Source organism: Streptomyces asoensis (genome assembly GCF_013085465.1).
GTDB lineage: Bacteria > Actinomycetota > Actinomycetes > Streptomycetales > Streptomycetaceae > Streptomyces > Streptomyces cacaoi_A.
Window position 1 is genome coordinate 7,827,206 of the sequence record NZ_CP049838.1, and the last position, 21,237, is coordinate 7,848,442.

The following is a 21,237-nucleotide window of genomic DNA, read 5'->3' on the forward strand; positions in this document are numbered from 1 at the left end:
GGCGCTCAGGTGCTGCGGGCGGTGGAACAGTCGGGGCACAGGCCCCAGTAGATGACCTCGGCCTCGTCTATGGCGAAGCCGCGGTCGTCGGAAGCGGTCAGACAGGGGGCGTGGCCGACGGCGCAGTCGACGTCGACGACCGCGCCGCAGGACCGGCAGACGAGGTGGTGGTGGTTGTCCCCCACGCGTCCCTCGAACCGGGCGGGGCTGCCCGGGGGCTCGATGCGGCGCACCAGTCCCGCGGTGGTCAGCGCGTGCAGGGCCTCATACACGGCCTGGAGGGAGATGTGGCCCACGCGGCCGCGCACCCCGGTGGCGATCGCCTCGACACCGAGATGATCGCCGTCCCGGACGGTCTCGAGCAGTGCGACACGGGCGGCCGTCACCCTCAGGCCGACACCGCGCAGCTCCTCGGCGGTGGTCGGTGTACGGGGTGCTGTCATGGCGTCGAACCTACTTCATAAACACGAACCGTTCAAGAAAACGAATGGTGCAAGTCTGGGAAACGGCACACGTCAGAGAAACGAGGCGAGCCCGTCGAGGAGCCTGTCGACGTCCTCGGTGTCGTTGTAGGGCGCGAGCCCCACCCGTAGTGCGGGATCGTCGAGTTTCAGCGCGGTGAAGGCCTCGTAGGCGTAGAACGAGCCCGCCGGGGCCACGACACCCCGTGCGGCGAGATGCGCCTGCGCCTCGCGCGCGTCCCGGCCCTCGAAACTCATCAGAACGGTCGGGGTGCGGTCCTTCGCCCGCGAGTGGACGGTGACGGCGTCGCCCAGCGCGCGCAGCCCCTCCTCCACCCGGGCGCGCACCGCGTTCTCGTGGTCGTGCAGGGACCGCAGCGACCGCGCCAGCCGGTCCCTGCGCGACACCGTCGGCCCCGGCGTGTCGCCGGGCGCCCCTGGCCGCCCCGGCCCACTCGTGTCGAGCGCGGCCAGGAAGTCCACGGCCGCGGTGGCGCCCGCCAGGATCTCGTAGGGCAGCGTCCCGAACTCGAAGCGCTCCGGCACCGTGTCCGGCGACGGCAGCAGCTTGTCCGGTACGAGCGCCTCGAGGACGTCGGGCGATCCGGCGAGCACCCCGCAGTGCGGACCGAGGAACTTGTACGGCGAGCAGACGAACAGGTCGGCCCCCAGCGCGGCCACGTCCACCAGGTGATGGGCGGCGTAGTGCACCCCGTCCACGAACACCAGGGCGCCGACCTCGTGGGCCCGGTCGGCGATCCGGCGTACCGGCGGCCTGGTGCCCAGCACGTTCGAGGCCGCCGTCACCGCGACCAGCCGGGTCCGGGGCGACAGCGCCCGCTCGTAGGAGCCGAGGTCCAGTTCCGCGGTCGCGCCGTCGAGCTCGATCCAGCGGACGACGGCCCCGGCGCGCTCCGCCGCCTGGGCCCAGGGACGCACATTGGCGTCGTGGTCGAGCCGGCTGAGGACGATCTCGTCGCCGGGCCGCCAGCCCTTGGCCAGGGTCCGGGAGAAGTCGTACGTGAGCTGCGTGGCGCTGCGCCCGTGCACGACGCCTGTCTCCGGCACGCCCAGCAGGTCGGCGTAAGCGGCCCGGAAGCCGGCGACGGCCTGTTCGGCGTTGCGCTCGGACGCGCTGACCAGCCCCCGGTTGGACAGCGGAGCGGTCATCGTCCTGGTGACGGCCTCGGCGACGGGGGTGGGCGTCTGGGTACCGCCCGGCCCGTCGAAGAAGGCGAGACCCTGTGCGAGGGACGGGAAATGCGCCCGGAGGGCGGCGACATCGATGGCCATGGCCCCGACTCTGGCACCCGGACCCGGGGCCCACCAGAGAGCCACGAGGCGACATCGGGTGTGCCGCGGCGAGGACGGGCGCCGGGGGAGCCGCCGCGGTCAGCCGCTCTGAGCCGGAGGGGGTGTCACCAGCCCGCTCCGGTACGCGGCGACGACGAGCTGGGCACGGTCGCGGGCGTCGAGCTTGGTCATGGCGCGCTGGATGTGACTGCGTACCGTCAACGGGCTCAGGAAGAGCTCGGCGGCGATCTCCGCGTTGGACCTGCCGTACGCGGCCAGGGCCATCACCTCGCGCTCGCGTTCCGTCAGGGTCCTGAGGGCGTCGGGGAGCGCGCGGACGTCGTCGGTGTCCGGGCCGGCCAGGAAGCGGGTGATGAGGGCCCGGGTGGCGAGCGGCGAGAGGAGGGAGTCGCCGGCCGCCACGGTGCGGATGCCCGACAGCAGGGCCTCGGGGCTCACGCCCTTGCCGAGGAAGCCGCTGGCGCCGGCGCGCAGCGCCTTCGCGACGTTCCGGTCGTCCTCGAAGGTGGTGAGGACGAGGATCCGGGTCCCCGACAGCTCCGGCCGGGCGCAGATGGCGGCGGTGGCCGCCACTCCGTCGACGTTCGGCATCCGGATGTCCATGAGCACCACATCGGGCCGGTGCGTCTCGGTGCGGTCGACGGCTTCCTGTCCGTCGGCGGCCTCCGCGACGACGGTCATGTCCGCGACCGACTCGATGAGGATGCGGAAGGTGGCCCGGAGCAGGGCCTGGTCGTCGGCGAGCAGGACACGGATGGTCATGAGGCGGGACTTTCGTCGTGACGGTCGAGCGGAAGGGTGCAGGCGACCTCGAAGCCGCCCCGCGGGCGGGGACCGGCGTGGAAGGTGCCGCCCGCCGCCGCGGTGCGCTCGCGCATGCCGAGCAGACCGAAGCCGCGGCCCGGACCGGGCACGGGTACCGGCGCGGGGCGGCCGGGGGCGGTGTCGTTGGTGACGGTCAGGGTCAGGTAGTGGGGGGTGTAGGCGAGCCGGATCCGGGCGGTGCGGGTCGCGGCGTGCTTGCTGACGTTGGTGAGCGCTTCCTGGACGATCCGGTAGGCCGTCAGGTCGAGGACGGGGGTCAGCGGGCGCGAGGGTCCCTCGACGGTGACGGTCACCTCCAGGCCGGCCGCCGAGCAGGCGTCGACCAGGTCGGGCAGCTGCCCGAGTCCCGGTGCGGGCGTCAGATCGTTCGCGGGGTCGGTGTCCTCGCGCAGGAGTCCCACGGTCGCCTTGAGCTCGCGCAGTGCCGCGGCCGTCGTCTCCGGAAGCCTGCCGACGATCTCGAGGGCCTTGCCGGGGTCGGTCCGTGCGAGGTGGGCGGCGGTGCCGGCCTGGGCGTCGGCCAGGGTCAGATGGTGGGCGACCACGTCGTGCAGCTCCCGCGCGATGCGCATCCGTTCCTGGATCACCCGGTGCCGTGCCTCCTCCTCCCGCCGACGGTCGGCGTGCTCGGCACGGGCCGTCGCGTACTCGCGGCGTACCCGGATGTAGGCGCCGAAGGCCGCGGACATCAGGACCCAGGCCGCCGGGTTGACGATGACGAGGATGGGCGAGTCGTGGAACGAGGGGACGAACAGACCGGTGACGGCGATGCCGGCGGCGGCCGTCAGCGCGCCGTTGCGGGCGGCGCGGCGAGGGGTGCGCACGCTCGCCGAGTACTGCGCCCACAGGAGCGGGACCATCAGCAGCGGTGTCAGGAGGTAGCCGAGGGCACCCTGGCCCATGGTGCACAGCAGGGTGACGGCGAGGACCTGGAGGGGGTGGTCGCGGCGCCGGTGCAGTGCGGCGCACGCGACGACGGACAGGGCGACGCCGGGCCACAGGGCCGGCGCCTCGGGCATCACCGCCCGGGTGACGACGGCACCGGAGACGGTGAAGGCGGACAACAGGACCAGCGTCGTCGCCTCGACGGCCTTCGGGCGGGTCGCTGCCCGGCGCTGCCAGCTTGTGCTCATCACGCTCCGACGTCCAAAGGCAGACATACTCACACACCGTCGGCCGCGGCGCCCTGCTGTCCGGCGCCGCGGCCCGCGGTGGAGGGGGAAGGGCTCACCGGGGACGCGTCCGGGGCCCGGACTTCAGGTACGGGCCGGTTCCTGCGGCGCGGGCTCGCCGCCCACCCGTCCGGCGGCGGGCACCGGCGGCACGGTGAGCCCGACGCCCTCGACGTCGACCCGCGGCAGCAGCCGGTCGAGCCACCCGGGCAGCCACCACGCCCGGTCGCCGAGCAGGGCCAGCACCGCGGGTACGAGCGCCATGCGGACGACGAAGGCGTCGAACAGCACGGCGACGGCCAGACCGAAACCGATGGTCTTGATCATCGACTCGGCGGCGCCGACGAATCCGGAGAAGACCGCGATCATGATCACCGCCGCGGCGACGACCACCCGCGCACTGTGCCGGAAACCGGTGACGACCGCCTGTGGAGCCCGGTCCCCGTGGATGTACGCCTCCCGCATCCGGGCCACCAGGAACACCTCGTAGTCCATCGCCAGGCCGAAGACGATGCCCACCAGGAAGATCGGCATCAGGCTCATGATCGGACCGGTCTGCTCCACCCCCAGCAGCTCCGCGCCCCAGCCCCACTGGAAGACCGCGACGACCGCGCCGAGAGCGGCCAGCACCGACAGCAGGAACCCGAAGGCGGCCTTGACGGGCACCAGCACGGACCGGAAGACCACCAGCAGCAGGAGCAGGGCCAGGACGACGATGACGGCCAGGTAGGGGACGAGCGCGTCCTGGAGGGCCTGCGCCACGTCGATGTTCATCGCGGTGCTGCCGGTGACCTCGAACGTCGCCCCCGTCTCCCCTTCGAGACCGGCCCGTTCCGAGCGGATGGCCTTGACCAGGTTCTTGGTGTCCTCGGTGTTCGGACCGGCGGTCGGGACCGCCGAGAACAGCGCGGTGTCACCGGCCCGGTCGAACCGAGGGGCGGAGACGGACACGACCCCGCGGGTCGCGCCGATCGCCCGGGCGATCGACTGCGCGGCCGCCTTCGGCTCGGCCGCGTCCCTGACGTCCGCGACGATCGTCAGCGGCCCGTTGAAGCCCGCGCCGAAGCCGTCCGCGAGCGCGTCGTAGGCACGTCGTTCCGTCGACGAGACCGGCTTGGACTCGTCCCCCGGCATACCCATCTCCAGCTGCGCGGCGGGCAGCGCCAGGACACCGAGGCCCGCGACACAGGTCACCAGCACGGCCACCGGGCGACGCAGCACGAAGCGCGCCCACCGCGAACCCCCGTTGTCGGCCGGCCGGGCCGCGCGGCCGGCCTTGCGCGCGGCGCGGGAGAGGACGGCCTCGGGCCACATGCCGAGCAGGGCGGGGACCAGGGTGAGGGCGATCAGGACGGCGACGACCACGGCGCCCGCGGCGCACAGACCCATCTTGGTCAGCATCGGAACGCCGACCACCGAGAGGCCGGCCAGCGCGATGACGACGGTGAGGCCGGCGAAGACCACGGCGGAGCCGGCCGTGCCGACGGCGAGTGCGGTCGCCTCGCGCGGGGCGTGGCCGCCCGCGCGCTCCTCCCGGTAGCGGGAGACCACGAACAGGGCGTAGTCGATGCCGACCGCGAGGCCCAGCATCGTGGCGAGCGTCCCGGTGGTCAGGGACAGGCCGAAGGCGCTGCCGAGGGCCATGATGGACGCCATGCTGATCCCGACGCCGATGACGGCGGTCAGCAGCGGCAGGCCGGCGGCCGCGAGGGAGCCGAAGGTGATCAGCAGGACGACGGCGGCGAGGACGATGCCGATGGCCTCCGAGGAGCCGCCCGCCGCGGGCTGGGTGGCGAGCGCGGTGCCTCCGACCTCGACCGTGAGACCGGAGGCACGGGCCTTGTCGATGGCCTTCTCCAGGGCGGCCTTGTCGGCATCGGTGAGATCGTCGGCCTTGACCTTGTAGTTCACCGTGGCGTAGGCGGTCGAGCCGTCCTCGCTCACCGCGCCCGCCTCGAACGGGCTCACGGCACCGGCGACCTGCGGCTCGTCGGCCGCCTCGGCCACGAGTGTGTCGACGGCCGCGCGGTGGCCGGCCGCGGTCACCTTCTGGCCGTCGGGCGCGACGAACACGATCCGCGCGTCGGCGCCGTCGGCGTCCGAGCCCGGGAACCGCTCTCCGATCAGGTCGAACGCCTTCTGCGCCTCGATGCCGGGCATGAAGGAGGTGCCGTCGTCGGAGGCGGCGGGAGCCTTGGCGGCGCCGAGTCCGACGGCGCCGAGGATCACCGCCCACAGCAGCGTCACGAGCCAGCGCCGCTGGAAGGCGGTCCGGCCCATCCGGTAGAGCAAGGTAGCCACGGGAAACGGATCTCCAGGTCTGGGTTCGGGTGGACGACCAGCCTGGCTCGCGGGGGTGCGCCGGGACATCGTGCCCGTGTGGGCACTCCCGCCTGGTGCCGGTGCATGAGCTGACGCTCCGCTGTCCTCCTCCAGGAGGACCCCCGCGTACCGCTCGGGCAGGAGGCAGGCGCCCCTTCGTGGACCGACGCGACGCATTGCGCGACGAATTACGCGCCGAATGCCGGACAGAGGACTACGACTGACCTGACCTGACCTGACCCGTGCCCCGAGAGGTCCTCGCATGCAATCCGTACTCGACCGCGCGCTCGACTGTGTCGTCGGCGCGCTCGGGAAGACCACCGATACGACGGGAGTCACCCTGCACCGTTCCCCGGACTCGGGACGGGCGCGGCTGGCCGACCGGGCGTTCGACTTCAACAGCGCCGTGCCGTCCGGAGTGCGGTTGGAGATGCTCACGGACGCCACCGAGCTCGAGCTCGACGCCCGGCTGACCGTGCTCCTCCCTCTGGGCATGCCGTCCACCGGCAGCGTCTTCGACCTGGTGGTCGACGGCGAACTGCGCGAGCCGGTGGTGGCGACGGAGGAGAACCCGATCGACCCGGCCCTCTTCGGCCCCGCCACCGGCTCGCCGGAGGCCGGACCGGCCGAGCCCGCGACCGTCCGCTTCCGCCTCGGCCGGCGGGCCGTCGACCGACGCGTGGAGATCTGGCTGCCCGTCACCCCGGCCGTCACGCTGATCGACGTCCGCGTCCCGGACGGGGCGTCGGTGCGTCCGGCTCCGGCGAGCGGCCCGCTGTGGGTGCACTACGGCAGCTCCATCAGCCAGTGCTCGGACGCGGACCGCCCGACCTCCACCTGGCCGGCCGCCGTGGCCCGCTCGGCCGGCCGGTGCCTGGTCAACCTCGGCCTCGGCGGGCAGTGCCAGCTCGACCCCTTCATGGCCCGCGCCGTCCGCGACCTGCCCGCGAGCGCGATCAGCCTCGAACTGGGCATCAACGTCCACAACGCCGACAGCATGCGGGAACGCGCCTTCGTCCCGGCCTTCCACGGCTTCGTCGACACGATCCGCGACGGGCACCCGTCCACACCGATCCTGATCATCAGCCCCATCGTCTGCCCGGCCGCCGAACAGCGGCCCGGTCCCACGCTGGTGGGCCCCGACGGAATGGTCCGCACCGTCGACCGTCCCGCCGAACTCGCGCTCGGCGCGCTCACGCTCACCCGCATCCGCGAGTTGCTGAGCGAGCACGTCGATCAGCGCCGCAAGGACGGCGACGACCGGCTCCGACTCATCGACGGGACAACGCTGTTCGGGCCCGACGACGTGGCCGACCTGCCCGACGGCCTGCACCCGAACGCGGCCGGCTACGCCCGCATGGCCGAGCGCTTCCTGCCTCTTTCCTTCGGCAGGGCGGGCGCGTTCGGGTGACCGGGCGGCGGCGCAGGGGTCAACTCCCGTGCACGACACTGACCTTGACGGTCAGCGTGTCCCTGTTGTCCTCGGAGCAGGACCCGGCGGTGTCGTTCATGCCCAGCTGGAGGGTTCCGTTCCCGGAGGGCTGAGCGCCCGCCGACCGTCGCGCGGTCGGTCGTTGTCCGGTCGGTCGCTGTTCGGCCGGTCGTCGTTCGTTCGAACGGGGCCGGGCATAGCGGAGCACATGAAGGTGACATACCGTCAACTGTGTTGCCGTGCTAGGCCTTTGGCCGCGACAACGGGCCCACGACGGTGGCGGCGGATTGTCGGACCCCCTGCCATGCCGGGAGCGTCGGCCACCGTGTTCCGGCGTTCGCCTGACGATGACGATCTGTCCGGGCGACATCCTGACGGCCTGGACGGTGGACGGCCTGTCCAGCGAGGCGGGCGGCCGGGCCGCGGAACGGCTGAACCGCATCCACCTCGCCGTCGCCCGCGGCACCCCGCACCCGCCCGGCAGCTTCGACGACGTCGACGACCCCGTCTGTCCCCCGGTCCTGCCGGCCACGTTCGGCGACCGCCTGGAGACCTCGCTGGGCGTGCCCGGCGCGAGCGAGGACATGAAGACCGCGTTCCGCGCCCGGCGCCCGCTGCCCGACTACCGCACGCCGCTTCCCGAGCGACTCGGGCGTGGTTGACGAGTCGGCGGGGCGCCGCGGACGACGTCGAGCACGTCCCCGGCCCGTGTGCCGTCCGCGCCCCGCCACGCGATGTGCTGGTCGGGCCGGATCAGCAGCATCGGGGCCCCGTAGCGTTCGCGCGGGACCAGGCCGGTCAGGTCGACGGTGGTGAGGGGGACGCCCCGGGCCGCGGCCTCCCGCGCGAAGGCGGCGCGGTCGGGCTCCCTGTCACCGGCCAGGAGGAGCAGCGTCAGACCGTCGCCGAGCAGGTCGTACAGGGAACGGCCGTCGGGGAGCCAACTGTGCGGCAGCCGGGCGCCCGGGAAGGACAGGCCGTGATAGCTGCGCGGCACGAGCGGCGGGATCGCGGAGCCGTCGTCGACGACGACGGGGGACGAGGCGTAGTGCTGGCCGAGGACGAGGCCCTCGCTGTGGAACTCGCCGGCCTTGGCCTGGAGGGCGGCCGCGGTCCGCGCACGGCGGCGACCGGCCTCGGGGGTGTCCCCGAGGAGCGCGGGGTCGGCGAAGGACGGGGCGAGAAGCCTGTCCTGGGCGGCACCGCCGGCGATGATCTGCCGGGCCACCGGGCGCCGCTCCGTCTGGTAGCTGTCCAGCAGCTCCGCGCCGCCCCAGCCCTGGAGGACCGCGGCGAGTTTCCAGCCGATGTCCACCGCGTCGCCGACACACGTGTTGAAGCCGTGCCCGCCCCACGGGGGGTTCAGATGGGCGGCGTCGCCCACCAGGAAGACCCGGCCGCGGCGGTAGCGGTCGGCCAGGAGCATACGGGCGGTCCAGGGGTCGGTGGCGAGCACCTCCACGGCCCCGGGGTGCCCTGCGCCGACGAGAGCGCGCACCAGCGTCTCCGGTGCCACCGGGTGGTCGGGGTCGGTCCGCTGGACGATGGCCCACCACCGGTCGTCCAGGTCGAGACGGCCCATGAGACCGGACGCCTCGGGGCTCACCACCCAGTACTGCACCGCCCGGTCCAGGCCGACGGCCTCGCCCAGGCCCGGGGCCCGGAAGACGATGCTGAGGTTGGGCCGTTCACCGGACGAGCCGGCGTAGCGCGCTCCGACGGCCTGCCGGCTGACTCCGCCGCTGCCGTCACAGCCCAGCAGATAGCCGGCCGTCAGCACGCGGACGGAGCCGTCGGCGGCGGTGACCGTGGCGTGCACGGCATGGTCGTCCTGCTCGACGGCGGTGACCCGGTGGCCGGTCAGAGAGGTGACCGAGGGCAGTTCGGCCACCGCCGCGCGCAGGATCCGCTCGACGACCGGCTGCGGGACCTGCTGGCCCGGCTCCGCCCAGCGCTCGTCGCGGCCGTCGTAGAGACCGAACACGTTGCGGAACCGGGTCAGTTCGGTGCCCAGGAGCCCGGTGCAGAAGATGACGTCCTGGGACCAGGCCACGGGCAGCGGGGCGGCCGCGCGCAAGCGGTCGGCCAGGCCCCAACGGCGGAAGTGCTCCATGGTGCGGATGCTGGTGGTCTTGGCCCGCGGCCGGTCGTCGTCGACGGTGGTGCGCGGTTCGACGAGCACGGTCCGGATGCCGCGGCGGCCGAGTTCGACCGCCGCGGCGAGACCGGACGGCCCGCCGCCCGCGATCAGTACCCGCGCGGTCGTCCCCGTCACGCGCCGGACCTCGCGGACGCGTCGGCGACGGGCGTACGCAGCGTCCCGAGCCGGTCGACCTCCACCTCGACGACGTCACCGGACCGCAGCAGCCTGGGCGGCGTACGGACGTAGCCGACGCCCTCCGGGGTGCCGGTGGCGACGACGTCGCCCGGATGCAGGGTCAGGGTGGCGCTGATCCGCGACAGCAGCTCGGGCACCCCGAAGATCATGTCGCGGGTGTTCCCGTCCTGCATGATCTCCCCGTTGACGCGGGTGACCAGGCGCAGCCCGTCGGAGAGGCTGCCCGCCTCGTCGGCGGTGACGACCGTCCCGATCGGGCCGCTGCGATCGGCGTTCTTGCCCAGCGTCCACTGGGCGGTGAGTTTCTGCGCGGTACGGGCGGTCAGGTCGTTGAAGACGGCGTAACCGAGGACGGCGGCCTCGGCCTCCCGCGCGTCGGCGTCACACAGCCGGGCGCCGACGACGGCCGCGACCTCGCCCTCCCAGTCCAGGCCCGGTTCGTTCGCGGGCACCGGGACCGGTACGCCGCTCACCGACAGGGAGGCCGTCCAGCGGCCGAACACGGTCGGGTGCTCCGGGGCCCGGAAGCCGCCCTCGGCCGCGTGCGCACGGTAGTTGAGACCCACGCACAGCACCCGCGCCGACGCCGGTACCGGCGGGGCCAGGGACACCTCCGCCAGCGGGACCGTGCCGTGGCGGACCGCGCGGGCCCGCTCCAGCCAGTGGGGGAGGTCCGCGTAGAAGTCGTCCACGTCCGTGAGCGGGGTCACCCGACCGTCCACGACGACGCCGATCACGATCCGCCTGCGGCCGGATTCCCGGCCCGGATCCACCATGCCGACGAGCTTCATGCGCGCGTGCCTCCTGTTTCCGCCGCGGGTGCCGCGGCCAGACGGATGTCGAACCCGGCCTCGAGGAACGGTCCGTCCATGCCGAACCGGCGCGCCGTGTCCTCGTCGCCCGGTACGAAGGGCGCGATCAGCGCGTCCTTGACGGCGAACGCCGCGTCGGATCCGAGGTAGGGGTCTTCGGCGGCGAACACATGGGTGGTGAGCGACCGGTGACCGGCCGCCTCCACCCGCAGGTGGACATGGGCCGGGCGCATGGGGTGACGGCCGAGCGCCCGCAGCAGCTCGCCCACCGGGCCGTCGGTCGGCACCGGGTAACTGGCGGGCTTGACCGTACGGAACCAGTAGGCGCCGTCGGGACCCGTGGTGAACAGACCACGCAGGTTGCCGTCGGGCTGCTCGTCGTCCTGGCTGTCGTACAGACCCGTGTCGTTCGCCTGCCAGACGTCCAGCACGGCATCGGCCAGCGGCCTGCCGTCGCAGTCCGTGATCCGGCCGTGCACCACGGCCCGCTCACCGCGCCGGAGTTCGGGGCCCTCGGAGATCCAGGCGCCCATCGGGCGGGGCGGCGCCGGCGAGTGGAAGGGTCCCTCGACCGAGCTGGGCGTCATGGTGGCCGGGCCCGTGTGGTTGACCTCGTCCACGGCCGAGGTGAGGCCCAGCATGTCGGAGAGCAGGGTGAACTCGTTGCGGCGTTCGGTGCAGGCCCGGCCCGTACGGACCAGGAAGTCCAGCGCGCGCAGCCACTCGCCCTCGGAAGGCCGTGTCTCCCGCACGAAGGCGTGCAGATGGGTCACGAGGCCGCCGATCAGCTCCCGCAGCCGCTCGTCGTCGCCCCGGACGGTGGAGAGGACCTGCCGCACCAGAGCGTCCGGTTCAGGATCGTGGGCGGAGCCGGGGGGCACCGGCCCTCCCGCGGGGGCGGGTCGAGCCGTTCCGGTGGTCTCGGTCATGGGGTCGCTCCCGCGGGAGTCAGGGCGGCGTCCGGTGCCGCGCAGCCGTAGGTGTGGGTGCCGGACCCGGCGTGGTGCCGGGCGCCGTCGGGCAGGACGACGTGCGCGGTGGTGCCGGGCGGCACGGCGACGGAGAGGTGGAAGCGGCCGTCCTCGATGTGCCAGGACGAGCGGATCGGCCCGTACGGCGAGTGGTGTTCGGCCCGGGCCCGGGTCAGGCCCCCGCCGGGGCGGGGCGCCACGGTGAAGCGGCGGTAGCCCGGAGCGTCCTCGTCGGGCCTGATCCCGGCCGTGCAGCGGTGCAGGAAGGAGACGACCGCGCCCTTCGAGTAGTGGTTGAGGGAGTCGTGCGGGGTGCCGTCCGCGCCGACGCCGTCCCAGTGCTCCCAGACGGTCGTCGCACCCCGGTCGATCATGTGGAGCCAGGACGGGGCGGTGTCCTGGAGCAGCAGCTCGTACGCGACGTCCAGATGTCCGGAGCCGGCGAGCACGGGCAGCAGGTCCGGTGTGGCGAGGAAGCCGGTGCCGAGGTGCGTGTCCGCGGCGCGGACGAGTTCCACCAGCCGTTCGGCGGTCCGGGCCCGCAGTCCGGCCGGGACCAGATCGAAGGCGAGCGCCCGCACATGGTGGGCCTGGGTGTCCGGGCGCAGCGAGCCGTCGGCCGCGATGAACTCCGTCCGCCAGGCGGCGCGCACCCGCTCGCTCAGTTCCCGGTAGCGGTCGGCGTCCTCGTCACGGCCCAGGACGCGGGCGATGCGCGCCGCCAGCCGGGTGGAGTGGGCGAAGTAGGCGGTGGCGACGTCCGCCTTGTCCAGGGCCGCGTACCCCTCCAGGTCGCCGATGTGTTCACCGGGCACGAGCCACTCGCCCCAGTGGAACCCGGTGTCCCACAGATACCGTTCGTGCGGCGCCGGGCGGGGGGAGCGCCGGATCCGGTCCGGGTGGCGCTCCTCGCGGGCGGCCCGTTCGACCCGGCCGAGCCAGGCGGTCATGGCCGGCCACAGCTCCTCCAGGATCCCGGGGTCGCCGTAGGCCAGGTACAGCTGCCAGGGCACGATGACCACCGCGTCGCCCCAGCCGGCGGAGCCGTTGAGATGCGCCACCGGACCCTTGGGACCCTCGGTGCGGCAGGCCGGTGAGATGTTGGCGACGGTGCCGTCCGGCCACTGGTCGGCGGCGACGTCGCGCAGCCACTTCACCGAGAAGCCCGACACGTCGTAGAGGAAGGCGGCGGTCGGCACGAACAGCTGCCAGTCCCCTGTCCAGCCGGCGCGTTCGCGGGTGGGGCAGTCCGTGGGGATGTCGCAGACGTTGCCGCGCAGACCCCACCGGGCTGCCTCGTGCAGCCGGGTGACCCGCTCGTCGTCGCAGTCGAACCAGCCGGTCCGCCGCAGGTCGGAGTGGACGACCACGCCGCGCAGGTCATCGGCGGTCAGCTCGCCGGGATGGCCCTCGACGCGGACGTAGCGGAAGCCGTGCGTGGTGTGCCGCGGTTCGAAGGCCTCACCGGGCCGGCCGGCCGAGACGACCCGGTCGACCTGGCCGGCGGGGAGCGGCTCGGGCAGGAACGGCATGTCCACGCGGAGGTGATCCGTCGTCACATCGCCGTCGGGGCCCAGGGACTCGCCGTGCGTGAGGGTGAGGTGGGTGCCCATCGGACCGAGGTCGGTCAGCCGCACCCAGCCGTTGATGTTCTGGCCGAGGTCGAAGACCTGCCGGTCGGGGCGCGGGCGGGTCACGGAGACCGGGGCGAGTTCCTCGACGCGCCGCACGGGCGGGGCGGGTGAGGCGACCAGTCCGGCGTGTCCGTGGTCGGCGACCTCCACCGGCGTCCACGCCGCGTCGTCGTACCCCGGCCGGTCCCAGCCGACGGGGGTGCGGCGCAGATCGGTGAACTGCCCCGCGATCAGGTCGGCGGCCACGATCGGCCCGGGAGCCCAGCGCCAGTGGCGGTCGGTGGACACGACGGACGTGGTGCCGTCGGCGTGCTCGAGGTGCAGCTGCGCCAGGAACGAGACCCGCTCGCCCCACTGGTCGTGGGCCCGGGTGACCCCGACCTGCCCGCGGAACCAGCCGTCGGACAGCACCGCCCCCAGGGCGTTCTCGCCCTCCCGCAGCAGCGCCGTCACGTCGTACGCCTGCACCTGGAGGCGTACGTCGTACTGCGTGAAGCCCGGTGTCAGCTCGGCGTCCCCGACCCGCTCCCCGTTGAGGAAGACCTCGTAGAGACCCTGCGCGGTGGCGTAGAGCCGGGCCCGGCGGACCGGGGAACCCGCGGTGAACGCCGTGCGCAGCAGCGGAGCGGGCCGGCGCCCGGCGGGCGGCCCACCGGACACGGGCCCACCGGACACGGGCCCACCGGATTCGCCGGACACGGGTTTGCCGGCCACGCCGGGTCCGCCCGGTCCGCCTGGCACGGGTTCACCGGGTTCGCCGGGCACACCCGCCTCGTCTGAGACGGGTTCACCGGGTTCGCCGGGCACACCCGCCTCGTCTGAGACGGGTTCACCGGGTTCGCCGGGCACACCCGCCTCGTCTGAGACGGGTTCACCGGGCAGGCCGGGCACACCGGGTTCGCCGGGTACGACCGGCTCGATCCACCGTGCCTGCCAGTCGGCGGGATCCAGCAGGCCGGTCTCGAACCAGGCCTCCCGCGACCACGCGCTCTCGCCGAGGTCGGTCCAGACCTTGACCCGCCAGGTGATCCGCTCCCCGGAGCCGGGCGGCGGCCCGCCGTACGGCACGTGCGTGCTGTCGGCGGAGTCGACACGGCCGGAGTCCCAGCCCGTGCTCGTGCCGACGCGGTACGCGAACTGCTCGCGTGAGCCGGGCGGCAGCCACCAGGACAGCCGGGGGCGGCGGTTGCCGAGGCCCAGCGGCTGTTCCAGCTCGTCGGCACGCAGACAGGTGGGAGCGGCGTTCATACAGGTGACCAAACGTTCGAGGAGGAGTCAGGCCGGGGCGGGAAGCCCGAGGTGGCCGCAGACCTGGGCGGCGAACTCCAGGGCTTCGGCGAACACGGTCTCCGGATCGGGCAGCCCGGCCCAGAGGTGATCCGCGCCGTCGACCAGGCGCAGGCTCACCCGGCACCCGTGGGCGCGCAGGGCCGCGGCGAGCTGTTCGCTCTGGCCGCTGGGGACGAACCGGTCGGCGGTGCCGTGGGCGAGCAGGAAGGGCGGGGCGGCGGCGGACACATGGCTCACCGGGCTCGCCGCGGCGGCGCGCTCCGGCGCCGCCGGTACGGGTGCGCCGAGGAGCAGCGCCTCCCGCGAGTCCACGGCGTCCGGGGCGCTCACCGCGTCGGGCCGGGACTGGCGCTGCATGGTGCGCAGGTCCGCGGGCCCGTACCAGTCGACGACCCCGGCGACTCTCACGCCCGGACCGGGCTCTCCGACATCGCCCTCCCACTCGGGCCTGGCGTCGGTCAGCGCGAGCAGGGCCGCGAGATGACCACCCGCCGACTCGCCCCACAGCACGACCCGTCCGGCGTCGAGCCCCAGTGTGTCGGCGTGCGCGCGCAGCCAGCGCAGCGCGGCCTTGCCGTCGTGCAGCTGGGCCGGGAAGACGGCCTCGCCGCTGAGCCGGTAGTCGAGGGAGGCGACCGCGAAGCCCGCCCGGACGAGCCGGTCGAACGGCCCGACCGGCCACCCGGCGAAGGCCGGGCCGAACCGGTCCCGCCGTCCGGTCCGCCAGCCGCCGCCGTGCACGAAGACGACCACCGGGACCGGGCGCTCCGGATCGCGCGCGGGGCGGTACAGGTCGAGCAGCAGCGGCCGGAATCCGGCCGGTGAGCCGTACTCGACCCCCCGGAGCACGCGGGCGCCGGCGGCCGTGGTCTGCTCCGCCGGGAGGGCGGAAGCGTTCGCCGCCATGTCAGCCGTCCAGGGGACGGAGGTCGAACCGGAACTCCTGCCGGTGCTCGCGGGCGACCCGGGCCAGCTGCTCGTGGGAGGGGATGTAGGGCGGGTGCGGAAGCTCCGGCGATTCCGTGCGGGTCCCGGCCGAGCCGAAGAACCGCTCGAAGCCGCCGCTGGACGCGCCCATGATCTTCGTGTCGTCGGCCTCGACCCGGAAGGTGTGCAGGCAGCCGGCGGGCACGTAGCCGAAGTCGCCGGGCTTCAGGAGCTTCTCGTACGTCTCCCCGTCGCCGTCCTGGATCCACACCCGGGCGCGGCCGGAGAGCAGATAGAAGGTCTCGTGCACGTCGGCGTGGCTGTGGGTGGGGATCGCGTCGCCCTTGGGAGCCGCGTAGGTGAAGAGGCCGAACTGGCCTGCGGTCTCGTCCTCGCTGAGCAGAACGGTGATGAGGGCGTCGAACAGGTGGGCCCGCTCGCCCTCTCCGGCTTCCAGGAAGAAGGGCACCGGCTTCCCCGGCAGGGGGAGGCGCTTCGCACCGCCGCTCTGGGCGAACTCCGCAGTCATGAGGTCTCCTCGGAAATCTGATCGGCTCTGCCCGAGGCGGGCAACCCGTCGAGGTGGGCCGTACGAACGGGTGCCGTAGGGACGGGTGCCGTAAGGATGGGGTCGGCCACCACCGTCCCACCAGGCGGAATTCCATTGAATGGCATGCGATCGAAACCTGGACGCAATGCGTTTGCGGCCGCCGGGTGGGTCACACTGCACGGGTGACGAACAACGCGGGCACGTCCGGTGCCGCCGCCCGGGGAAGGCGGCCGCCACAGGGCGAGCCGGTGATCGACCGTGCGTTCGCGCTGCTCACGGCCTTCTCCGAGGACCGTCGCTCGCTGACCCTCGCCGAGCTCAGCCGCGTCACGGACACGCCGCCGAGTACGACGCTACGCCTGGCCCGGCGGCTCGTGCACTGGGGCGCTCTGGAGCGGGACGCCGACGGCCGCTACGTCGTGGGCCTGCGGCTGTGGGAGGTGGCCTCGCTGGCGCCGCGCGCGCACGGGCTGCGCAGGGTGGCGCTGCCGTACATGGAGGATCTGTACGAGGCGACCCACCAGCACGTCCTGCTGGCCGTACGGGACGGCACGGACGCGTTGCTCGTCGAGCGGCTGTCGGCCCACACCGCCATCGACGTGCTGTACCGGGTGGGCGGCCGGCTGCCGCTGCACTCCACGGGCGTCGGTCTGGTGCTGCTGGCGCACGCCGGACCCGACTTCCAGGACGAGATCCTCGCGCGGGCCCTGACGCACGAGCCGGAGGGCGTGCCGCTGTCCTCCGCCGCGCTACGGCGTTCCCTCGCCGAGATCCGCAGCACCGGGGTGGCCGTCGTCAACCGCGCGGAGCCCGTCCCGCTGCACGCCGTGGCGGCACCCGTGCGAGGGGCCGACGGGGAGGTCGTCGCGGCGCTGTCGGTCGTCGTACCGGCCGGCCACGCGGAGCCCCGCGTGCTCGCCCCGGCTCTGCGCGCGACGGCCCGGGCCCTGTCCCGCAGCCTCGGCGCCGTCACGGCCCCGCCGGCTCCGGCGCAGGGCGGCCTCCGCCGACGGCAGTGAAGCCCGGAGCGCATCCCCGGCGAGGCAACGTCGTCGCCCCCCGCCCTGGGACTCGGCGGGGGGGGCGACGGTGGCGGTGCGGCTCGGTCGGGAGGCCGTCAGGAGGCGGGGGCCCCGTCGCTCTCCGCCGGATCCCGCGGTGCCGGGATGAACAGGGACACCGCCAGCGCCGCCAGCAGGATCAGCGCTCCGGTCCAGAAGACCCAGGTGTAGCCGGCGTCCAGGTAGAAGGCGGTGCCCTTCAGAACCGTGCTGTGCGCGGCGAGGACGGCGAAGCACACGGCGGGGACGACCGTGCCGAAGAAGTTGAAGAGCATCTGCATCAGGCCGCTGCCCTGCCCCTGCTCCTCCACCGAGACCACGCCGAGGACCAGCACGGGAGCGATGGAGACGATGAGTCCGGTGCCGAGGTTGGCCAGACACGCCGTCAGGACGAGCTCGGTGGCATCGGCGTGGAAGAGGCCCATCAGCCCGTATCCCGCCGCGCCCAGCCCCAGTCCGACCCCCCACAGCAGGCGGGCGTCGGCCTTGCGCAGCAGCCGGCCGGCGGCGAATCCGGTGCCCAGCATGACCAGGTTCCAGGTCAGACCGATCCGCGCGTTGTGCGTGCTGGTCCAGCCCAGTCCGTCGGAGACCCCGGGGATGGCGGGGTAGAGGGCCAGCAGGATGCCCATGGAGGCCATCGCCAGCGCGGTGGCCTGGCCCACGGCCGCGGCGCTCACGGTCAGCGCGACCGGCCGCCGGCCGAGCACGCGCAGATCGAGGATCGGATGGGCGCTGTTGCGCTCGACGAGGACGAAGGCGACGAGCGCCAGCAGTCCGCCGGCCGTCCAGCCGAGGGTCGCACCGCTGGTCCAGCCCCAGCTCCCTCCCTGGCCGACCGCGTAGACCACGGCCGTCAGGCCGCCGCCGAGCAGCGTTCCGCCCAGCCAGTCGAAGCCGTTCTGGAAGTCGTGCCGCGGGGTCTCGGGCACCAGCAGGGCCACCAGGACGAACGCCACCGCGGTCGCCCCGGCGATGAACCACAGCGCGGCCCGGTAACCCCCGGCGTCGATCAGCCAACCGGCGAGCAACGGCCCCACCACACCCACCAGACCCATGCTGCCGCCGAGGATCGCGCTGGCCTGCTTCACCATCCGGGCGGGGAAGAGGTCACGCACGGCGGGGAAGGACAGGGCGGCGAACGGGGCGTAACAAGCGGCGATGCCCCGGCCGACCAGCAGCAGCCAGAAGCTGCCCGCCATGGCCGCGACGATGTCGCCGACGACCCCGAGGCCGATCATGGCGAGCATGATCCGCCGCCGTCCGTAGCGGTCACCCGCCTTGATGACGAACGGGATGAGCAGGGTCGACACCATGGTGACGATCAGCGAGAACCAGGCGACCTGGGTGGTGTGGAAGCGTTGCGCGATGTCGGCCGTCGTGTTGGCCGTGACGATGCCGGCGACGGCCAGCAGCTGCGTCGGCCAGATCAGGGCCACCAGCAAGGCCACCAGCCGGCGGTTCCAGCGTTCGGAGGTCCGGGCGGACGATGCCGTGAGCGAGGGGCCTGGAGACGTCGATGTCACGCAGCCGCTCCTTTCGCGAGCCGGGCGGGAAGGGCAGAACGCTCGGGAGCGGCATCTCCGACACATGGCGGTCGGCCCCCCACGAGGCGTGCGGCAAGAATGAGCGTCCACCGCGATGGCCACCAGGCAGATTTCCATTGAATGGCACGCGACCGAAACGTGCCCGCAACGCGTGATCGCCGACCGGGCGGGTCCGCCGGACCGGGCGCCGGACGCCTTCCGTCCGCGCCCGCAGGTGCGCCCGCGACTGTGTTGCGGACGGAAGGTGTCCGCAAGCCCCGCTACGTTGCGTACATGACGAAGACGACGTACCCGGCGGGCCCCGTGCTCGGCGCTCGTGCCCTCAACCGCGCCACTCTCGACCGGCAGTTGCTGCTGCGGCCGTCGTCGATGTCCGCCGGGGCCGCCGTGGAGCATCTGCTCGGGCTCCAGGCGCAGAACGTGAAGCCGCCGTACTACGCGCTGGCCGCCCGTCTCGACGGCTTCGTGCCCGAGGAGTTGTCGACGCTGATGACCGGCCGGGAGGCGGTCCGTATCGTCAGCATGCGTTCCACCATCCACACCCACACCGCCGACGACTGCCTGACGCTCCGGCCGTTCGTCCAGCCCGCCCGCGACCGTGAGCTGACGTACTTCCGCAAGGGCCTCACCGGAGTCGACCTCGACCGGCTCGCCGCCCTCGCCCGCGACCTCGTCGAGGCCGAGCCGCGCACCATGAAGCAGCTGCGCGAGGCCCTCTCCGCCGAGTGGCCGGACGCCGACCCCCAGTCCCTCGCCGTCGCCGCCCGCTGCCGTCTGCCCCTCGTCCAGGTCACCCCGCGCGGACTGTGGGGCAGGAGCGGGCAGGTCGCGCTCACCACCGCCGAGCACTGGCTGGGCCGGCCCGCGCAACCCGCCCCGACGGCGGACTCCGTGGTCCTGCGCTATCTGGCCGCCTTCGGCCCGGCCTCCGTCAAGGACATGCAGACCTGGGCCGGCCTGACCCGGCTGCGCGACGCCTTCGAACGCCTCCGCCCGCGCCTCCTCACCTTCCGGGACGAGCACGGCGTCGAGCTCTTCGACCTCCCCGACGCGCCGCGCCCCGACCCGCACACCCCGGCCCCGCCCCGCTTCCTCCCCGAGTTCGACAACCTCCTCCTCTCCCACGCCGACCGCACCCGGGTCGTCCCGGCCGAGTACTGGGGCCGCTCCTGGCAGGGCAATCAGGCGTACTGCACCCTCCTCGTCGACGGCTTCCTGGCGGGCCTGTGGAAACTGGAGCAGGAAGCCCTGGTCGTCGAGCCCTTCGGCACCCTCAGCAGGGCCCAGCGGCAGGACGTGGCCGCCGAGGGCGAGCGGATGCTGGCCACCATGCACCCGGGGCAGTCCTACGACATCCGGTTCGGGACCGTCGTACGGTCGTGACCGCCGCGCTCCGCCGACAGACGAGAAGCCCCCACCGGCGACCGGTGAGGGCTTGGATAGGGGGCGCTGCGGGCCGCTCGTGGAGGCTCGCAGCGCCCCCCGGTCTTTCCCTGAGGGGTACTCAGGAGTTCTCGGAGACTGCTACGCGGTGACGGGCTACGAGTTGACCTGCGTCGTCACCAGGCTGGAGAAGGTGGTCAGCCGGGTGTACACACCCGGGTAACCGGCCTCCGCGCAGCCCTCGCCCCAAGAAGTGATCCCTGCCAGGACGCCCCCGATGAGCAGGGGACCGCCGCTGTCGCCCTGGCAGGTGTCTACGCCGCCGGATGTGTATCCGGCGCAAACCATGTCGGTCGCGACGAAGTCGGAACCGTAGGAGCTCTTGCAGCTGGAGTCGGACACGATCGGGACGGTCGCGGTCCGCAGCTGGTTGGAGGAGCTGCCGCTCTCCGAGGTCGTGCCCCAGCCGATGATGCGGGCGGTGGTGCCGGCCGCGTACACGCTGGTCTGGGACGAGGAGACGTACGACGCCGTGGTGTACGGCATCGATGTCGACAGGGTCAGGACGGCCACGTCGTCACCGTTGGTGGCGTCCGTGTAGCTCGGGTTGATCCAGATCTTGCTGACCCGGCTGACCGTGCCGTTGGTGCCGTTGAGGTAGGTGCGCCCACCGACGACGCGCACACTGCTCGTGGTCTCGCCGACCATACAGTGGGCGGCCGTGACCACCTTGGTCGCCGAGACGAGGGTGCCGCCGCAGAACTGGTTCTGCGAGGCGTCCGTGATCTGCATCATGAACGGGTACGTCGTGGTCGTGGTCGTCGTGCCGCCGACGATCGGCTGCGGCGCTGCGACAGCGGTGGGGGCGCTGAGCAGTGCGGTCGCCGCCGCCGCGGCGGTCGCCGCGAGGACGGCGGCGGTCTTCTTGAACCGGTTGAGCCCGAACATGGATCTCCTCGGTGGGGGATTGCCGGTGGGGGGTCGCGCGGGTGTGGGGGGTTGCACGGGGGTCGCGGGACCGACCCCCGTATGCCCGGGCGAGCGGCACATCCCTTAAGCTAGGACCCGGCACCCACTCCCCCCAATGAGGGAACCCCCTAAGGGAGTTGGGGCAGGGAAAACCCTCGGTCGGCTCAGGGAAGCCACAGCCGCCGCCGAGGGGGCGCTCAGAGAACCCGCCGCGCGGAGCGCAGCACCC

17 protein-coding genes are annotated in these 21,237 nt (G+C 73.3%); 4 read left to right on the top strand and 13 right to left on the bottom strand.

From position 1 onward, the window contains the following. Window positions 1-5: 5 nt before the first annotated feature. The 5 genes from G9272_RS35080 to G9272_RS35100 all read right to left on the bottom strand — a co-directional run bounded on the left by G9272_RS35080 (window position 6) and on the right by G9272_RS35100 (window position 6,073). Window positions 6-443 (bottom strand): Fur family transcriptional regulator, encoded by a 438-nt coding sequence (locus tag G9272_RS35080; RefSeq protein ID WP_171400244.1) that lies wholly within the window; start codon window positions 441-443, stop codon window positions 6-8. A gap of 72 nt (window positions 444-515) precedes the next feature. Further along, window positions 516-1,754, bottom strand: a complete 1,239-nt coding sequence (locus tag G9272_RS35085) for a cysteine desulfurase-like protein (RefSeq protein WP_171400245.1) — start codon at window positions 1,752-1,754, stop codon at window positions 516-518. A 99-nt stretch (window positions 1,755-1,853) separates the two neighbouring features. Next, on the bottom strand, window positions 1,854-2,537 hold the full coding sequence (locus G9272_RS35090; RefSeq protein ID WP_171400246.1) for a response regulator transcription factor: 684 nt from the start codon (window positions 2,535-2,537) through the stop codon (window positions 1,854-1,856). After that, window positions 2,534-3,733 (bottom strand): sensor histidine kinase, encoded by a 1,200-nt coding sequence (locus G9272_RS35095; RefSeq protein ID WP_171400247.1) that lies wholly within the window; start codon window positions 3,731-3,733, stop codon window positions 2,534-2,536. The genes G9272_RS35090 and G9272_RS35095 overlap by 4 nt, the downstream gene beginning before the upstream one ends. A 123-nt stretch (window positions 3,734-3,856) precedes the next feature. Continuing rightward, window positions 3,857-6,073, bottom strand: a complete 2,217-nt coding sequence (locus tag G9272_RS35100; protein WP_171400248.1) for an MMPL family transporter — start codon at window positions 6,071-6,073, stop codon at window positions 3,857-3,859. Window positions 6,074-6,356: 283 nt separating this feature from the next. Here G9272_RS35100 and G9272_RS35105 point away from each other — a divergent pair, with 283 nt between their 5' ends. Together G9272_RS35105 and G9272_RS35110 are read left to right on the top strand one after the other, a co-directional pair. Beyond that, a complete protein-coding gene (locus G9272_RS35105) occupies window positions 6,357-7,505 on the top strand; it encodes an SGNH/GDSL hydrolase family protein (protein WP_171400249.1) in 1,149 nt (382 codons plus the stop codon). Window positions 7,506-7,873: 368 nt separating this feature from the next. Continuing rightward, window positions 7,874-8,188, top strand: coding sequence for a hypothetical protein (locus tag G9272_RS35110; RefSeq protein ID WP_253268044.1), 315 nt, complete (start codon window positions 7,874-7,876; stop codon window positions 8,186-8,188). On the opposite strand, the gene G9272_RS35115 is transcribed toward G9272_RS35110, so the two are convergent. Genes G9272_RS35115 through G9272_RS35140 form a run of 6 tightly spaced genes read right to left on the bottom strand, consistent with a single transcriptional unit; the run spans window position 8,149 to window position 16,027 of the window. After that, the gene (locus G9272_RS35115; protein WP_171400250.1) at window positions 8,149-9,801 is read right to left on the bottom strand and encodes an FAD-dependent monooxygenase; all 1,653 of its coding nucleotides are present in this window, start codon (window positions 9,799-9,801) and stop codon (window positions 8,149-8,151) included. The two genes, G9272_RS35110 and G9272_RS35115, sit on opposite strands and share 40 nt — an antisense overlap. Then, entirely contained in the window at window positions 9,798-10,655 is an 858-nt protein-coding gene (locus G9272_RS35120) for a fumarylacetoacetate hydrolase family protein (protein ID WP_171400251.1), read from the bottom strand. Before G9272_RS35120 ends, G9272_RS35115 begins: the two co-directional genes overlap by 4 nt. Then, on the bottom strand, window positions 10,652-11,605 hold the full coding sequence (locus tag G9272_RS35125; protein WP_253268045.1) for a dioxygenase: 954 nt from the start codon (window positions 11,603-11,605) through the stop codon (window positions 10,652-10,654). The genes G9272_RS35120 and G9272_RS35125 overlap by 4 nt, the downstream gene beginning before the upstream one ends. Beyond that, window positions 11,602-14,529: a family 78 glycoside hydrolase catalytic domain gene (locus tag G9272_RS35130; RefSeq protein WP_171400252.1), complete on the bottom strand. Its 2,928-nt coding sequence runs from the start codon at window positions 14,527-14,529 to the stop codon at window positions 11,602-11,604. The genes G9272_RS35125 and G9272_RS35130 overlap by 4 nt, the downstream gene beginning before the upstream one ends. 27 nt (window positions 14,530-14,556) lie before the next feature. Then, window positions 14,557-15,477 (bottom strand): alpha/beta hydrolase, encoded by a 921-nt coding sequence (locus G9272_RS35135; protein WP_253268046.1) that lies wholly within the window; start codon window positions 15,475-15,477, stop codon window positions 14,557-14,559. Window position 15,478: 1 nt separating this feature from the next. Beyond that, the gene (locus G9272_RS35140; RefSeq protein ID WP_171400253.1) at window positions 15,479-16,027 is read right to left on the bottom strand and encodes a quercetin 2,3-dioxygenase; all 549 of its coding nucleotides are present in this window, start codon (window positions 16,025-16,027) and stop codon (window positions 15,479-15,481) included. 203 nt (window positions 16,028-16,230) lie between these two features. Here G9272_RS35140 and G9272_RS35145 point away from each other — a divergent pair, with 203 nt between their 5' ends. Further along, window positions 16,231-17,067 carry an IclR family transcriptional regulator gene (locus tag G9272_RS35145; RefSeq protein ID WP_367398568.1) on the top strand — a complete coding sequence of 279 codons (837 nt, stop codon included), beginning with the start codon at window positions 16,231-16,233 and terminating at the stop codon, window positions 17,065-17,067. Between the two features lie 98 nt (window positions 17,068-17,165). Here G9272_RS35145 and G9272_RS35150 read toward each other — a convergent pair whose 3' ends face one another. Continuing rightward, window positions 17,166-18,635, bottom strand: coding sequence for an MFS transporter (locus G9272_RS35150; protein ID WP_253268047.1), 1,470 nt, complete (start codon window positions 18,633-18,635; stop codon window positions 17,166-17,168). Window positions 18,636-18,929: 294 nt separating this feature from the next. On the opposite strand from G9272_RS35150, the gene G9272_RS35155 reads away from it, so the two are divergent. Beyond that, complete coding sequence (locus G9272_RS35155) at window positions 18,930-20,039, top strand: winged helix DNA-binding domain-containing protein (protein ID WP_171400254.1); 1,110 nt, start codon at window positions 18,930-18,932, stop codon at window positions 20,037-20,039. A gap of 156 nt (window positions 20,040-20,195) precedes the next feature. Here the strand turns inward: G9272_RS35155 and G9272_RS35160 are convergent, their stop codons facing one another. Beyond that, window positions 20,196-20,987 carry a S1 family peptidase gene (locus tag G9272_RS35160; RefSeq protein ID WP_171400255.1) on the bottom strand — a complete coding sequence of 264 codons (792 nt, stop codon included), beginning with the start codon at window positions 20,985-20,987 and terminating at the stop codon, window positions 20,196-20,198. Window positions 20,988-21,237 lie beyond the last annotated feature (250 nt).